This window comes from Micromonospora sicca (assembly GCF_003172935.1).
In the GTDB taxonomy this organism is placed as follows: domain Bacteria; phylum Actinomycetota; class Actinomycetes; order Mycobacteriales; family Micromonosporaceae; genus Micromonospora; species Micromonospora sicca.
Genome location: NZ_QGKS01000292.1, coordinates 15,780 through 31,304, shown reverse-complemented (window position 1 = coordinate 31,304; position 15,525 = coordinate 15,780). Strand labels below are relative to the sequence as shown.

The window sequence follows — 15,525 nt, the reverse complement described above, 5'->3', positions numbered from 1 at the left end:
CGGGCAGGGCGGCGGCCAACGCGGCCGGCTCCGGCGCGACCACCCAGCCGGCCTCGCCGGCCTCGATGCCGACCGGCGGGGCGACCCGGCCGTCCCCGGGCACGGCGGAGGCGACGGCGGCCGGGCCGGTGCCGGCGGGCTCGCGGGGGGTGTCCGCGCCGACCAGGTACGGGATGCCGCCGAGCGCGGTGCCGAGCACCGGCCGGCCGCTGGCCAGCGCCTCGATAATCACGGTGGGCAGCACGTCGTGCCAGGTGGAGGTGGCCAGCACCACCGCGCTGGCGTCCAGCGCGGCGCGGACCCCGGCGCGGTCCAGCGGGCCGAGGAAGGTGACGTCGGCCCGTTCGGCGGCTGCCGCCTCGACCAGCGGGCGCAGCTCCCCGTCCCCGGCGATCCGCAGCGGGCCGAGCGCCCCGTCCGGGTGCCGGCGCCACGCCTCCAGCAGCAGGTCCAGCCCCTTCTCGGGGGAGAGCCGGCCGAGGAAGAGGAAGCCCTCCCCGAGCGGCGCGGGCGCCCCCGGGTCGGGGATGGCGTTCGGCTTGACCACGATCCGCTCGTCCGGGATGCCGTAGTCGCGCAGGTGGTCGGCGACCGCCGTGGTGAGCGCGATGAACCGGTCGACGGACTTCCAGGTCGGGCGGTGCACGGCGAGCGTGGTGGCCATCAGCGCGCTCTGCGCCCGGGACCCCCGGTAGCAGCGGTGCACGATCGCCGGCACGCCCAGCGCCCGGCCCCGGCAGTCCTGGCAGATCACGCCGTCGCGGAAGTACAGCCCGGAGGAGCAGACCTGCCGGTAGTTGTGCACGGTCTGCACCACGGGCACGCCGTGCTTGTGCGCCGTCCGCACCACCCAGGGCGAGAGCAGCGGGTACGGGTTGTGCAGGTGCAGCACGTCCGGCCGGTGCTCGGTGAGCAGTCGGCTGAGCTCCTGCTGGGCCTTCGGGGCGTAGATCGGCGAGATCGGCAGCAGGGCCTTCGCCGCCTTCGGCATCGTCGGGATCTCGTCGGAGCTGCGGAGAAACGGCAGCACCTCCACCCCGGCCGCGGTGAGCTGGGCGATCTCCGCGTCGACGATGGTGTTCTCGCCGGAAGGCTGGGCCTCCCGGTACCGGTTGTGCGCCACCACGATTCTCACGGAAAAGAAGGCTACCGTTGTCTGATGCCCGAACTACCGGAGGTGGAAGCGCTCGCCGGATACCTGCGTGAGCGCGCGGTGGGGCGGCGGGTCGACCGGGTCGAGGTCGCCGCGATCAGCGCCCTGAAGACGTACGACCCGGCGCCGAGCGCCGTCGCCGGCCGGACCCTGGTCGACGCCGGCCGGCACGGCAAGTTCCTCGACGTGATCTTCGACGGCGACCTGCACCTGGTGGTGCATCTGGCCCGGGCCGGCTGGCTGCACTACCGGGAGGCGTTCCCGTCCAGCGCGCCGCTGCGCCCCGGCAAGGGCCCGATCGCCCTGCGGGTACGCCTCGACGACGGCTCCGGCTTCGACCTGACCGAGGCCGGCACCCAGAAGAAGCTGGCCGCGTACCTGGTGACCGATGTGGCGCAGGTGCCCGGGGTGGCGAAGCTGGGTCCGGACGCGCTCCGCGCCGACCTGGCCACCTTCGCCGAGCGGATGCGCAGCCGGCGCGGCCAGGTGAAGGGGGTGCTGACCGACCAGTCGGTGCTGGCCGGGGTCGGCAACGCGTACTCGGACGAGATCCTGCACGCCGCGAAGCTGTCCCCGTTCGCGATCACCGACCGGCTGGCCGACGACCAGTTGGCCGCCCTGCACGCGGCGACCCGCACGGTGCTCGGCGACGCGGTCCGGCGCTCGATGGGCCAGCGGGCCGCCGAACTGAAGGGCGAGAAGCGCTCCGGGCTGAAGGTGCACGCCCGGACCGGGCTGCCGTGCCCGGTCTGCGGGGACACCGTGCGGGAGGTCTCCTTCGCCGACTCCAGCCTCCAGTACTGCCCCACCTGTCAGACCGGGGGCAAGCCGCTCGCTGACCGTCGGTTGTCGCGGCTCGTACGGTGAGTAACGACACATCCCGATTACGGAGAGGAATCGACCCGGGCGCGTCGAACCTCCCGGTCGGCGGCTCTACCGGGGCCGCCATCCATCGGTATAGTGGCTCGGTCCCCGGCTTCGAAACTGGTGTGGAGCCGGCCGGATCCCAAGCTGGCACCACCGGGCGGGTTGTCCTTCGGGCCGCCGTCCGGCCCGGAGCCCGCGTGGGAGACTGGAACGGTGGGCGACTCGAGCCCTCACCGCGAGTGAGGGCGCGTGTCATGCGGGAGGACATGGGTTGAGGTGACGACAAGCCTCCAGCGCCCGGTAACCAACACAGGCCGGAGCAAGAGCGTGCGGCACGTCGACAGCTTCGAGATCCAGCCGCCGACTCCGCCGTCGCACAACGGCGTACCCCGGTCGGCGTGGGCCCGTGCCCGCCGCCGCGTCTCCCGCTGGCACCGCCCCTACATCGCGGTGCTGCTGCTGATCGACTTCGGTTCGGCGGCGCTCGCCAGTTGGATCGCCATCCAGACCTTCGACCAGGCCGCCTCGGGTTTCTCCGGCACCCGCGAGGACCCGACCTGGTTCCACACGGTCTCGTTCCTACTGCTGCCGCTCGGCTGGCTGATCAGCCTCTGGGGCAACCGGGCGTACGACCGGCGTTACCTGGGGCTCGGGCCGGACGAGTTCAAGCGGGTGGTCCGGGGTGGGGTGGCGGTCGCCGCCACGGTCTCCTTCATCGCCTTCGCGACGAAGACCGAGCTGTCCCGGTGGACAGTCGGCACCGCCCTGCTCGGGGCGCTGCTGCTGATCCTGTTCGGCCGCTTCATGGCCCGGTTCGTGCTGCACCTGGTCCGCCGCGTGGCCGGCCAGGCCGGGCACCGGATGGTGCTGGTGGGCACCCTGCCGGAGGCGCTGGAGGTCTACACCGCGGTCACCCGCAACCCGGACGCCGGGCTGGTGCCGGTGGCCATCCACATCACCGACGGGTACGCCGCGGCCCGCGGCATGGAGACCCCGGTGCCGGTCTACGCCGGCCGGGACGTGCTCGCCCTGGTCCGGGAGGTCGGCGGGGACACCATCGCCGTCTGCGGCTCGGCCAGCGCCGAGCCGGGCGAGCTGCGCCGGCTGGCCTGGCAACTGGAGGGCTCCGGGGTCGACCTGGTGGTCGCCCCGCAGCTCACCGACATCGCCGGCCCCCGGGTGCACATCCGCCCCATCGAGGGCCTGCCGCTGCTGTACGTCGAGGAGCCGACCCTGTCGGGCCCGGCCCTGCTGGCCAAGAACCTGCTGGACCGGGTCGCCGCCGGGTTGGGTCTGCTGCTGCTGACCCCGCTCTTCCTGGCCATCGCCATCGCCATCCGGATCTCCGACAACGGGCCGGTCTTCTTCCGCCAGCCCCGGGTCGGCCACGAGGGGCGGACCTTCCGGGTCTGGAAGTTCCGCACCATGTACGTGGACGCCGAGGAGCGGTTGGCCGGCCTGGTCGACCAGAACGAGACCGACGGCATGCTGTTCAAGATGAAGGAGGACCCCCGGGTCTTCCCGGTGGGCCGCTTCCTGCGCGCCTCCTCGCTGGACGAGCTGCCGCAGCTGATCAACGTGCTCCGGGGCGAGATGTCCCTGGTGGGGCCGCGCCCGCTCCCCGCCGACGACGGCGACTTCCTCGGTGACGTGCGCCGCCGGCTGCTGGTCCGGCCGGGCATGACCGGGCTGTGGCAGGTCTCCGGCCGCTCCGACCTGTCCTGGGACGAGGCGGTCCGGCTGGACCTCTACTACGTCGACAACTGGTCGCTGGCGTACGACCTGAGCATCCTGTGGCGCACGGTGGGCGTGGTGCTGGCCCGCAAGGGCGCCTACTAGCGCAGGAGGGTCGCCACCCGTCAGGATCGCTGCGTGGGTGGCAACCTCTCCGCCGGGTTCGGCGTCGTCTCACTGGTCACCGCGCTGGCCGCGGCGCTCTGGGCGGTGCTCCGGCTGCGCGCCCGGCGGGGCATCGCCACCGCGACCCAGCGGGCCACGTACGAGGTGCTGCACACCGCCGGGCTGGCGGCCGAGCCGCTGCGCGCGGGGCTGAGCGCGGCGGGCGCGGCGAAGGCCGTACGTCACCTCCGGACCCTGGTGGGCGCGGCCGGGCTGGCCCTGACCGACCGGGAGGTGCTGCTCGCCCTCGACGGGCGCGGCGCGCACCACGGCGACCAACTGCTCGCGGCGGCCCGGCGGGCGGCGGCGGCCGGGCGCTCGACGGTGCTGCGCGAGTCGGAGCTGCAGTGCGACCTGGTGGACTGCCCGGTACGCGGCGCGGTGGTGGCCCCGCTGAGCGCGGACGGCCGGGTGGTCGGGGCGCTGGTCGCGATCGCCGACGGCCAGCCGGCGCCCGGGCTGGTGCAGGCCACCCTGGAGACCGCGCACTGGGCCGGCGACCAGCTCGCCCTGGCCGAGCTGGACTCGTCCCGGGAGCGGCTGGCCCGGGCCGAGGTACGCGCGCTGCGCGCGCAGATCAGCCCGCACTTCATCTACAACGCGCTGACCGCGATCGGCTCGTTCGTCCGGACCGACCCGGAGCGGGCCCGGGAGCTGATCCTGGAGTTCGCCGAGTTCACCCGCTACTCGTTCCGGGCGCATGGCGAGTTCACCACCCTCGCCGAGGAGCTGCGCTCGATCGACCGCTACCTGACCATCGAGCGGGCCCGGTTCGGCGACCGGCTCCAGGTGCGGTTGCAGATCGCACCGGAGGTGCTGCCGGTGACCCTGCCGTTCCTCTGCCTCCAGCCGCTGGTGGAGAACGCGGTCCGGCACGGGTTGTCCCGCAAGCCGGGCACCGGCATGGTGAGCATCGAGGCCCGGGACGCGGGCGCGGAATGCCACATAACGGTGGAGGACGACGGAGTGGGGATGGATCCGACGACGTTGACCGCCGGCATCGCCGAGCTGGCCGGCGCCGGCAGCGACCCGACCGACGACGCGGGCCAGCACGTCGGCCTCTCCAACGTCGACGAGCGGCTCCGGTCGGCCTTCGGGGACCGGTTCGGCCTGGTCGTCGAGACCGGCCTGGGCTCGGGTACGAAGGTGAGCATGCGGGTGCCGAAGTTCCACCCCGGCGTACGGGCCGGTTCATGAACGCGACGGGCTTCCTCCGGGTGCTCGCCGTGGACGACGAGCCGCCGGCGCTGGACGAGCTGGCGTACCACCTGCGGGCCGACCCGCGGGTGGCCCGGCTGCACACGGCCGGGGACGCCACCGAGGCGCTGCGGGTGCTCCGCGACGGCGACGTGGACGTGGTCTTCCTGGACATCCGGATGCCCGGCCTGGACGGGATGGAGCTGGCCCGGGTGCTGCGCCGGTTCGCCCGGCCGCCGGCGATCGTCTTCGTCACCGCGTACGACGACGGCGCGGTGGACGCTTTCGACCTGGGCGCCACCGACTACGTGCGCAAGCCGGTCCGCGCCGACCGGCTGGCCGAGTCGCTGCGCCGGGTGATCGGCTCACGGGTGGTGCCGTCGCACCCGGCCGCCCTGGCCCGGGCGGAGGAGGACCCGACCATCCCGATCGAGCTGGCCGGGACGACCCGGATGCTGCCCCGCTCGGCGGTGCGCTGGGTGGAGGCGCAGGGCGACTACGCCCGGCTGCACACCGCGGACGGCTCGCACCTGGTCCGGGTGTCGCTGGCGACCCTCGCCGAGCGCTGGGCCGACGCCGGGTTCGTCCGGATCCACCGGTCCTACCTAGTGCAGTTGAAGCTGATCGCCGAGCTGCGGCTGGTCAACTCCGGCTACGTGGTGGTGATCGACGGGGCCGAGCTGCCGGTGAGCCGCCGGCACACCCGGGAGCTGAAGGACAAGCTGGTCCGGGCGGCGAAGCAGGACTGGAACCGGTGAACCGGGAATAACCTCACGGTGAGCGTACGCTGTACGGTACGCCGTACGACAACTGGAGGTCGCCGTGTCCGAATCCCCGTCCGCCACCGCCTCGACCACCGACCCGTTCGACGCCGAAGCCGAGTTCGACCGCCAGGTCTCCACGCTGCTCCGGCTCGGCTACCCGGAGCTGGCCGGGCTCACCGAGGAGGCGTTCACCGCGCTGGTCACCCCGCTGCGCGCGGCGGCCGTCGCCGGCCCGCCCGGGGGTGCCGAGCACCGGCCGCCGACCGAGGCCCGGGCGCCCTTCCTGCTGGTGATCACCCGCGAGCTGGTGCCCGTCGAGGCGCGACTCGGGCTCACCACGCTGGCCGGCAAGCCCAAGCCCGGCTTCCTGGACCGCAACTTCCCCGCCGCCGACCTGCCCCGGTTCGATCCGATCAAGGAGCTGGAGGCGCCGGCCGGACCGGCGTACCTGCTCTTCGACGTCGACCGGGGCGAGGAGTTCCGCAACCTGGCGCCCGCCGCCGCCATGGAGGGGATGACCGCCCAGGGCCGGCTGCCGCTCACCATCGACGAGGGGATCGCCTTCGTCACCCAGCACCCGGCGGCGCTCGCCTCGAACCGGTGCTTCTCGCTGGTCGGGTCGCGCTGTGGGGACAAGCGCGTGCCGGCGCTCTGGATCAGCCAGGGCGCGCCGAAATTGGGCTGGTGCTGGTACGGCAACCCGCACACCTGGCTCGGCTCCGCCACCGCCCACCCGGTCCGGGTCGGCCCGGAGTGAGCCACGGCGTCGGCGGCCCTGCTCGTTGTCCACAGCGACCTCGCGCTCGTCCACCGGGTTATCCACAGGAGTGAGGCGTTCTCCACAGGTTGTTCACAAGGCGAGCCACCGATCTCCACGGCTGGTCCCTACAGTCGGACGCCATGAAGGAACGCCGGGTACTGGTGGTCGAGGACGAACGAACCATCGCCGAGTCGGTCGCCGCCCGCCTGCGCGCCGAGGGCTTCACGGTGGATATCGCCGGGGACGGCCCGAGCGCCGTCGACCGGTTCCGGGCCGGGCAGCACGATCTCGTCGTCCTCGACGTGATGCTGCCCGGCTTCGACGGGCTGGAGGTGTGCCGGCGGATCCAGGCCGACCGCCCGGTGCCGGTGCTGATGCTCACCGCCCGGGACGACGAGACCGACCTGCTGGTCGGGTTGGCGGTCGGCGCGGACGACTATCTGACCAAGCCGTTCTCCATGCGCGAGCTGGCGGCCCGGGTGCACGTGCTGCTGCGCCGGGTGGAGCGGGCGACGACCGCCCCGCCGACCGCCCTGCGACTGGGCGACATCGAGATCAGCCCGGCGGAGCGGCGGGTGGTCAAGGCCGGCGCCGAGGTGCACCTGACCCCCACCGAGTTCGACCTGCTGGTGCACCTGGCCGGCCGGCCGCGCACGGTGCTGCCCCGGGAACGGCTGCTCGCCGACGTGTGGGGGTGGGCCGACGGTGCCGGCACCCGTACGGTCGACAGCCACGTCAAGGCGCTGCGCCGCAAGCTCGGCGCGGACCTCATCCGGACGGTGCACGGCGTCGGGTACGCGCTGGAGGTGTCCGCGTGACCGGCCGGGTGGTGGACTGGTTGAACCGCGTGCTGCCCCGACCGCTCGACCCGGTCCGCTCGATCAAGATGAAGCTCGGCGTCCTGCTGGTCGCCTCCTGGGCGGTCGCCGTCGGCTACTTCTGGTACGGGGTCGGCTGGCTCCCGCCGGGCACGGCGCTGACCGCCATCGGCATCGCCCTGCTGACCGCCCAGGTGCTCGCCCACGGCATGACCTCCCCGCTGCGCGAGATGACCACCGCCGCCGGGGCGATGGCCCGGGGCGACTACACCCGCCGGGTGCGGGCCACCTCGCGGGACGAGGTGGGCGAGCTGGCCCACGCGTTCAACAAGATGGCCGCCGACCTCGCCGCCGCCGACCAGCGCCGGCGCGAGCTGATCGCGAACGTCTCACACGAATTGCGTACGCCGATCAGCGCCCTCCAAGGCGTGTTGGAGAACCTGGTCGACGGGGTCGCCACCCCGGAGCCGGCGGCGCTGCGTACCGCGCTCACCCAGACCGAACGGCTCGGGCACCTCGTCGCCGACCTGCTCGACCTGTCCCGGCTCGACGCGGGTGTGGTGCCACTGCGCCGGGTCCGGATGGATGTCGCCGACTTCCTCGACGAGGCGGTGGAGCACGCGGCCGCGACGGCCGCCGGCACCGGGCAGGACGTCCATTTCCGACTCCGGCCGCTGGCCGCCCCGCTGACCGTGCGCGCCGACCCGTGGCGGCTGCACCAGGTCTTCGCCAATCTGCTCGACAACGCCGCCCGGCACAGCCCGCCCGGCGGGACCGTGCTCGTCGCCGCCGAGGAGCGGGCCGGGCAGCTGCACGTCGAGGTCAGCGACGAGGGCGAGGGGATCCCGGCGGCGGAACGCTCCCGGGTGTTCGAACGGTTCACCCGGGGCGAGCGGGCCGCCGGCGGCGGCACCGGGCTGGGTCTGGCCATCGCCCGCTGGGTGGTCGAACTGCACGGCGGCTCCATCCGGGTGGCCGACCCGCCCACCGCCGCGCCCGGCACTCGCCCCGGCTGCCGGATCGAGGTCACCCTGCCCCGTACCGAACCCGTCCGAGAAGAGGCCGCATGACCACCGCACCCCCGCCGCGCCCGCCCGTGGACCCTCGGCTGGTGCTGCCCGGCCCGGCGGGCCTGCGCCCGCAGCGCACCGCGCAGCCCGCGCCGGCCGGCCCGGCGCCCCAGCCGTCCGCGTGGGAACGGCGCTGGCCGGGAGCCACCGGAGCCGTCCGGCCGGTGGTGCTCGGGGCGGTGGCGGTGGCCGCCGGGGTGAGCGCGTCCGTGGTGCCGCTCGACCGGCCCGGCCTGGGTTGGCTGGTGGCCGCCGTCGCCGGGGCCGCCGCCCTCGGCACGGCCGCCCGTCCCGACGCCACGGGGGCGCCGGGCCGGGCGGCCCGGCTGGCCTGGGCGGTCGCCACCGTCGCCCTGGTCGGGGTCGGCACGGTACGCGCCGCCGGCTGGCTCTTCGCGCTCTGCCTGCTGGCCGCGTTCGGCACCGCCTCGCTCGCCGTGGCGGGCGGGCGTACGCCGCTGGGCCTGCTGACCGCCGGGATACTGCCGCCAGTCGCCACCCTGCGGGCACTGCCCTGGGCGGCCCGGGGGCTGCCCCGGGCCCGACCGGGCGGCCCGGGCGTCGGGCGGAGCCTGGCCAGCATCGGGATCACCGTCGCGCTGCTCCTGCTGTTCGGGCTGCTCTTCTCCTCGGCCGACGCGGTCTTCGCCGACCTGGTGGCCGAGGCGCTGCCGGACGTCTCGACCCCGGGAGTGTTCGGCTGGGTGTTCCGCCTGCTGCTGGTGGGCGCGGTGCTCCTCGGTGGGGCGTACCTGCTGGCCGCGCCGCCCGACCTGGAGCTGCGGGTCGGGCCGGCCCGGGCGGTCCGCCAGTTGGAGTGGGTGCTGCCGCTGGCCCTGCTCGACGCGCTCTTCGCCGCGTTCGTCCTGGTGCAGCTCGCCGTGCTGTTCGGCGGTTCCGGCCACGTGCTGCGCACGGCCGGGCTGACCTACGCCGAGTACGCCCGGGGCGGCTTCTGGCAACTGCTCGCGGTCTCCGCGCTGACCCTCCTGGTGATCGCCGGCGCGATGCGCTGGGCACCCCGGCGGACCCGGGCGGACCGGGTGCTGATCCGGGTGCTGGTCGGCGGGCTGACCGCGCTGAGCCTGGTGGTTGTCGCGTCGGCGCTCTACCGGATGCGGGTCTACACCGACGCGTACGGGGCGACCCGGCTACGCCTGGTGGTGGCGACGGCGGAGCTCTGGCTCGGGCTGCTCTTCGTGCTGGTCGGGGTGGCCACGGTCCGGCTCCGGAGCGGGTGGCTGCCCCGGCTGGCGCTGGGCGCGGCCGTGGTCGCCCTGCTCGGGCTCGCGGTGGTCAACCCGGATCGGCTGATCGCGAACTGGAACGTCGACCGGTGGCAGCGCATCGACCGGCTGGACGTGGACTACCTGTCCGGGCTCTCGGCGGACGCCGTACCGGCGCTGGACCGGCTGCCCGAGCCGATGCGCTCCTGCGCGTTGCGGGAGATCGCCGCCCAACTCCCCGAGGACGGGTGGCGGGCCGCGAACGTGGGCCGGGCGCAGGCCCGGGCGGTGCTCGGCCCGGATCCGGCCGAGGCCGGCGCGACGGCGTGCCCTTGACATTCCCGCTGAGCAGGCAAGACTCCGGGGATGACCGGTCCGGGGGAGCACGACGGCCCGGGGCGGCCCGCCGCGGCCGTCCCGGTGCCGGCCCCGCGCGTCGCCGAGCCGCCCCGGCGGACCCGGATCGTGCTGGCCGAGGTGTCCCGCCGGGACGACCGGTCCGGGCGGACCCGCGCCGAGCTTGCGGAGCAGACCCGGGTCGGCGAGGCGCTGGTCCGGGGCCTGGTCCGGGCCCAGCTCGCGCTGGCGGTGCGGCTGAGCCTGGTGGTGCTGATCGCCCTCGGCGGGCTGCCCTGGCTCTTCGCCATCGCGCCCTCGGTCGGCCGGGTCACGGTGCTCGGCGTCAACCTGCCGTGGCTGCTGCTCGGGGTGGCCTCGTTCCCGTTCCTGATCGGCGTCGGCTGGGCGTACGTGCGGCTGGCCGAGCGGAACGAGCAGGACTTCACCGACCTGGTCCAGCGGCCGGAGCGCTGAGGTGGGCAACGGCTTCGTCGTCCCGGCGATCGTGGCGGTCACCCTGGTCACCGTCGGGATCGGCTTCTACGGGCTGCGGCTGGCCCGGACCACCTCCGACTTCCTGGTCGCCTCCCGGGCGATCAGCCCGACCTGGAACGCCGCCGCGATCGGCGGGGAGTACCTGTCGGCGGCGAGCTTCCTGGGCGTGGCCGGGCTGATCCTGAAGTACGGCGTGGACGTGCTCTGGTATCCGGTCGGCTTCGCCGCCGGCTACCTGGCGTTGCTGCTCTTCGTGGCGGCCCCGCTGCGCCGTTCCGGGGCGTTCACCCTGCCCGACTTCTGCGAGGTGCGGCTCGGGTCCCGCCGGCTGCGGAAACTGGCCACCGTCTTCGTGATCTTCATCGGCTGGCTCTACCTGGTGCCGCAGTTGCAGGGCGCCGGGCTGACCCTGGCCACGGTGGCCGGCTCGCCCTACCCGGTGGGGGCGCTGCTGGTCGCGGTGGTGGTCACCGCGAACGTGGCGCTCGGCGGGATGCGGGCGATCACCTTCGTCCAGGCGTTCCAGTACTGGCTGAAGTTGACCGCGCTGGCCGTACCGGCGATCTTCCTGACGTTGCAGTGGCAGGCCGACGCCCGCCCGGCGGTGGCCCCGCCCGACGGGCCGGCGTTCCGGACCGCGACCACCGTCGTGGTCGAGCACCGCGCGACCCTCACCCTCCCCGACGGCGACATCCGGGAGGTACGCCCCGGCGACCGGCTGGCCTTCGCGGCCGGCGACCCGGTGCCGGAGGTCTCCGGCACGGCCACCGAGGCGGCGGACTGGCTGCTGCCGGACACCGCCGGGGACGACGACCGCGGGCTGTTCGCGACGTACTCGCTGATCCTGGCCACCTTCCTCGGCACCATGGGCCTGCCGCACGTGCTGGTGCGCTTCTACACCAACCCGGACGGCGCGGCGGCCCGCCGCACCACGCTGGTGGTGCTCGCCCTGGTCGGCGTCTTCTACCTGCTGCCCACGATCTACGGCGTGCTGGGCCGGATCTACACGCCGCAGCTGCTGGTGACCGGCCAGACCGACGCGGTGGTGGTGCTGCTGCCCGGGGCGGCGCTCGGCGACGGCCTGACCGGGCGGCTGCTCGCCGCGCTGGTCGCCGCCGGGGCGTTCGCCGCCTTCCTCTCCACCTCGTCCGGGCTGCTCACCAGCGTCGCCGGGGTGATCTCCACGGACGTGCTCGGGCGCGGTTCGGTACGCGGCTTCCGGCTGGCCACGGTGATCGCCGGCGGAGTGCCGGCGGTGCTCGCGCTGAACGTCTCCGGGCTGGACGTCTCCCAGGTGGTCGGGTTGGCCTTCGCGGTGGCCGCGTCCAGCTTCTGCCCGCTGCTGGTGCTGGGCATCTGGTGGCGGGGGCTGACCGACCTCGGCGCGGCGGCCGGGGTGCTGGTGGGCGGCGGCGCGGCGATCGGGGCGGTGCTGGTCACCGTCCTCGGCCCACCGCTGAGCGGCTGGCCAGCCACGCTGACCACCCAGCCGGCGGCGTGGACCGTGCCGCTGGCCTTCACGGTGATGGTGGCGGTGTCGCTGGCCACCCGGCGCCGGCTCCCCGCCGACGTCGGCGCCACCATGCTGCGCCTGCACGCCCCCGAAGCGCTGCGCCTCTGAGCCGGGGCGCCTCCGAGCCGGGGCGCCTCCGAGCCGGGGCGCCTCCGATCGGGCAGGGCCCACACCTCACCCGACGGCGCCGACCTCGGGCGTCAGGTCGTCGTGATCCTCCCGGATCTCGTCGGGCGCCGGGGGGCGGTGACACCCGACGAGATCCGGTCCCCGTCAGGGCGCCTGGATCAGGCCGACCACGTTGCCGTCCGCGTCGCGTACGGAGGCGACCAGCTTGCCGCCGCCGACGTCCTTGACCGTCTGCACCTTCTCCGCCCCGGCATCGAGGAGCTCCTTCAGGCTCCCCTCGATGTCGTCCACGTGCCAGTACGCCACCGGCCCGGTCATCCCCTGGCCGTAGCCGTTCGGGTCCAGGCCGACGTCCTGCCCGCCCAGGGCGTACCCGACGTAGTACGGCTGGTCCACAACCGGCTCGACGCCCAGCAGCCGGCCGTACAGCGCCTTCGCCCGCTCCAGATCGCGGACCGGGTAGATGATCGTCTTCATGCCTGACGTCACGCGTCGCTCCTCCACTCGCGGTATCACCTCGGACCACTCCGGTCCGTCACACTGCTGACCGACGGCGGGGAGGAAAGGTAACGGCGGACGAGCAGAACTGGCTCACGGAGCGGTTCGAGGAACACACCCGGGCCGCCATCGATCTCCTGCCCGGGTAGGAGATCGAGGTCGTCCCGTGGCGGGAGAGATCACTGGCGGCGGCGGACTAACGTCGGGACATGACCCAAGAGCACCCCGCGCTCGCGTTGCGCGGCCTGGCCAAGCGGTTCGACACGAAGGTCGCGGTCGCCGGGGTCGACCTGGACGTCCCGGCCGGCTCCTTCTACGGGCTGCTCGGCCCGAACGGCGCGGGCAAGACGACGACCCTCTCCATGGCCGTCGGCCTGCTGCGGCCCGACGCCGGCCAGGCCCGGGTGCTCGGGTACGACGTCTGGGCCGACCCGGTCCGGGCCAAGGGCCTGCTCGGCGTGATGCCGGACGGCGTACGGCTCTTCGACCGGCTCAGCGGGGCGGAGCTGCTGGCGTACCACGGTCTGCTGCGCGGCATGGACCCGGCGGTGGTCGAGCAGCGGGCGGCGGAGCTGCTCGACGTGCTGGCGCTCACCGACGCCGGCCGGACCCTGGTGGTGGACTACTCGGCCGGCATGAAGAAGAAGATCGGCCTGGCCTGCGCCCTGCTGCACGGCCCCCGGCTGCTGGTGCTGGACGAGCCGTTCGAGGCGGTCGACCCGGTGTCGGCCGCGCTGATCCGCGACATCCTGCACCGGTACGTCACCGGCGGCGGCACGGTGGTCTTCTCCAGCCACGTGATGGAGGTCGTCGAGCGGCTCTGCTCGCACGTGGCGATCCTCGCCGACGGGACCATCAAGCGGGTCGGCACGCTCGGCCAGGTGCGCGGGGACCGGTCCCTGGAGGAGGTCTTCGTCGAGGTGGTCGGCGGGCGGACCGCGACGGGCGAGGAGCTGTCGTGGCTGTCCCGGTGACCGAGCCGGCCGCGCCAGCCGCGCCGGCCGGGCCGGCCCGGCGGGTCGCCGCCCCGCACTTCGTCCGGCTCAAGCTGCGGGTGCTCGGCAACAACTTCCGCGGCCAAAGCTGGCGGATCGCCCTCTTCGTGGTCGGCGTGCTGGTCGGTCTCTGGTTCGCCACCGGCGGCTTCTTCGCGCTGGCGGCACCCGGCCTGGCCGGCGAGCCCCGGTACGCGCTGCTGACCGCCGCCTTCGGCGGGGGCCTGCTGGTGCTCGGCTGGCTGCTGCTGCCGCTGGTCTTCTTCGGTGTGGACGAGACGCTCGACCCGGCCCGGTTCGCGCTGCTGCCGCTGACCCGCCGCACCCTGGTCACCGGCCTGTTCGCGGCCGCCCTGGTCAGCGTGCCGGTGCTGACCACGCTGGTGGCGGTGTCCGGGCTGGTGGTCACCGCCGGCGCGTTGGGCGGCTGGTCGGCCGGCCTGGTCGCGGTCGCCGGGGTGGCCGCCGGGCTGCTGCTCTGCGTGGCGGCGGCCCGCGCGGTGACCAGCGCCTTCGCCACCATGCTCCGGTCCCGCCGGGTACGTGACCTGGCCGCCGTGCTGCTGGCGGTGGTCGCCGCCCTGCTCGGGCCGCTGCAGATCGCGGTGCTGGCGGCGGTCCGCCAGGCCGACTGGGACCGGCTGACCGGGGTGGCCCGGGTGATCGGCTGGACCCCGTTCGGGGCGCCGTGGACCGCCGGCATCGACGTGGCCGAGGGGCGGGTGTGGGCCGGCCCGGTGAAGCTGCTGATCACCGTGCTGACCATCGGGGCGCTGCTGCTGTGGTGGTCGCGGTCGCTGGAGTCGGCGATGGTCGGCGCGGCCAGCGCCGGTCCCGCCCGGGACCGACGGGGCCCCGCCGGCGGGGCGGTCGCCCAGCTCTTCCCGCGCGCCGTCGGCTGGGCCCGGCGGGACCGGTTCGGCGCGCTGGTCGCCCGGGAGTGCCGCTACTGGTGGCGGGACGCCCGGCGACGGGCCAACCTGATCACCATCGCGGTGGTCGGCGTCTTCGTGCCGGTGATGGTCAACCTCGGCGGCTCCCGGCTCGCCACCGACGGCGGGCAGGCGTTCGGCGAGGCCACCGCCGACTCCTCGCCGGTCCTGGTCAGCCTCTCGATGCTGTTCGTCGGGGTGCTCGCCTCGGTGACCCTGGCCAACCAGTTCGGCTTCGACGGCAGCGCGTACGCGGCGAACGTGGTGGCCGGCGTACCCGGGCGGCTGGAGCTGCGGGCCCGGATGACGGCGTTCTCCCTCTACGTGGTGCCGATCCTGGGCGTGGTCGCGGTCGTCCTCGCCACGCTGCTCGAACACCCGGCCTGGCTGGGCGTGATGGCCGGGGCGCTGCTCGCCGCGTACGGCAGCGGACTGGCGATCAACGCGTTCGTCTCGGTGCTCGGCGCGTACGCGCTGCCGGAGACGAGCAACCCGTTCGCGATGAACACCGGCGCCGGGGTGGCGAAGAGCTTCCTCACCCTGCTGTCCATGGTCGCCTCCGCGGCCGCGGCGGTGCCGATGGTGGTGGCCGCGGCGCTGCTCGGCGACCTGTGGCTCTGGCTGGCCCTGCCGGTCGGCGTGGCCCACGGGCTGGGGGCCGCGCTGCTCGGCTCCTACCTGGCCGGGGACGTGCTGGACCGCCGCCAGCCGGAGCTGCTCGCCGCTGTCACGCCCCGCCGATGACGGCCAGGCGGTGATGGTGGCGGCGAACCCGGCCGGGGTTGCCACCGCAACTGCACGCCGACCTCGGCGAGTTCGCACACCATGAGGGTCCGCGGACGTACGGCCGATGGGGTATGGACGCACACT

The 15,525-nt window shown here is 74.4% G+C and carries 14 protein-coding genes; 12 read left to right on the top strand and 2 right to left on the bottom strand.

Translation table 11 applies throughout. From position 1 onward, the window contains the following. On the bottom strand, positions 1 to 1,135 hold a 1,135-nt coding region (locus DKT69_RS24250; RefSeq protein WP_109803807.1), incomplete at its 3' end, for a glycosyltransferase family 4 protein. Between the two features lie 24 nt (positions 1,136 to 1,159). Here DKT69_RS24250 and DKT69_RS24245 point away from each other — a divergent pair. The 10 genes from DKT69_RS24245 to DKT69_RS24200 all read left to right on the top strand — a co-directional run bounded on the left by DKT69_RS24245 (position 1,160) and on the right by DKT69_RS24200 (position 12,209). Beyond that, positions 1,160 to 2,020, top strand: a complete 861-nt coding sequence (locus tag DKT69_RS24245; protein WP_109803802.1) for an Fpg/Nei family DNA glycosylase — start codon at positions 1,160 to 1,162, stop codon at positions 2,018 to 2,020. Between the two features lie 327 nt (positions 2,021 to 2,347). Next, positions 2,348 to 3,859: a sugar transferase gene (locus tag DKT69_RS24240; protein ID WP_109803801.1), complete on the top strand. Its 1,512-nt coding sequence runs from the start codon at positions 2,348 to 2,350 to the stop codon at positions 3,857 to 3,859. Between the two features lie 33 nt (positions 3,860 to 3,892). Further along, positions 3,893 to 5,116 (top strand): sensor histidine kinase, encoded by a 1,224-nt coding sequence (locus DKT69_RS24235; RefSeq protein ID WP_109803800.1) that lies wholly within the window; start codon positions 3,893 to 3,895, stop codon positions 5,114 to 5,116. Beyond that, complete coding sequence (locus tag DKT69_RS24230) at positions 5,113 to 5,874, top strand: LytR/AlgR family response regulator transcription factor (protein ID WP_109803799.1); 762 nt, start codon at positions 5,113 to 5,115, stop codon at positions 5,872 to 5,874. Before DKT69_RS24235 ends, DKT69_RS24230 begins: the two co-directional genes overlap by 4 nt. Before the next feature lie 64 nt (positions 5,875 to 5,938). After that, positions 5,939 to 6,637, top strand: coding sequence for a DUF5701 family protein (locus DKT69_RS24225; RefSeq protein ID WP_109803798.1), 699 nt, complete (start codon positions 5,939 to 5,941; stop codon positions 6,635 to 6,637). Positions 6,638 to 6,780: 143 nt separating this feature from the next. Beyond that, positions 6,781 to 7,458, top strand: a complete 678-nt coding sequence (locus DKT69_RS24220) for a response regulator transcription factor (RefSeq protein WP_109803797.1) — start codon at positions 6,781 to 6,783, stop codon at positions 7,456 to 7,458. Continuing rightward, entirely contained in the window at positions 7,455 to 8,528 is a 1,074-nt protein-coding gene (locus tag DKT69_RS24215; RefSeq protein WP_109803796.1) for a HAMP domain-containing sensor histidine kinase, read from the top strand. The genes DKT69_RS24220 and DKT69_RS24215 overlap by 4 nt, the downstream gene beginning before the upstream one ends. Continuing rightward, positions 8,525 to 10,090 carry a DUF4153 domain-containing protein gene (locus DKT69_RS24210; protein ID WP_109803795.1) on the top strand — a complete coding sequence of 522 codons (1,566 nt, stop codon included), beginning with the start codon at positions 8,525 to 8,527 and terminating at the stop codon, positions 10,088 to 10,090. Before DKT69_RS24215 ends, DKT69_RS24210 begins: the two co-directional genes overlap by 4 nt. 30 nt (positions 10,091 to 10,120) lie before the next feature. Continuing rightward, the gene (locus DKT69_RS24205) at positions 10,121 to 10,567 is read left to right on the top strand and encodes a DUF485 domain-containing protein (protein WP_236648196.1); all 447 of its coding nucleotides are present in this window, start codon (positions 10,121 to 10,123) and stop codon (positions 10,565 to 10,567) included. 1 nt (position 10,568) lies between these two features. Beyond that, complete coding sequence (locus DKT69_RS24200; RefSeq protein ID WP_109803794.1) at positions 10,569 to 12,209, top strand: sodium/solute symporter; 1,641 nt, start codon at positions 10,569 to 10,571, stop codon at positions 12,207 to 12,209. A 165-nt stretch (positions 12,210 to 12,374) separates the two neighbouring features. Here DKT69_RS24200 and DKT69_RS24195 read toward each other — a convergent pair whose 3' ends face one another. Continuing rightward, positions 12,375 to 12,719 carry a VOC family protein gene (locus DKT69_RS24195; RefSeq protein ID WP_109803793.1) on the bottom strand — a complete coding sequence of 115 codons (345 nt, stop codon included), beginning with the start codon at positions 12,717 to 12,719 and terminating at the stop codon, positions 12,375 to 12,377. A 218-nt stretch (positions 12,720 to 12,937) separates the two neighbouring features. Between DKT69_RS24195 and DKT69_RS24190 the strand changes: the two genes are divergently transcribed. Further along, on the top strand, positions 12,938 to 13,702 hold the full coding sequence (locus tag DKT69_RS24190) for an ABC transporter ATP-binding protein (protein WP_109803792.1): 765 nt from the start codon (positions 12,938 to 12,940) through the stop codon (positions 13,700 to 13,702). Continuing rightward, positions 13,687 to 15,399, top strand: coding sequence for an ABC transporter permease (locus DKT69_RS24185; RefSeq protein ID WP_236648195.1), 1,713 nt, complete (start codon positions 13,687 to 13,689; stop codon positions 15,397 to 15,399). The genes DKT69_RS24190 and DKT69_RS24185 overlap by 16 nt, the downstream gene beginning before the upstream one ends. The last annotated feature ends 126 nt before the right edge of the window (positions 15,400 to 15,525 follow it).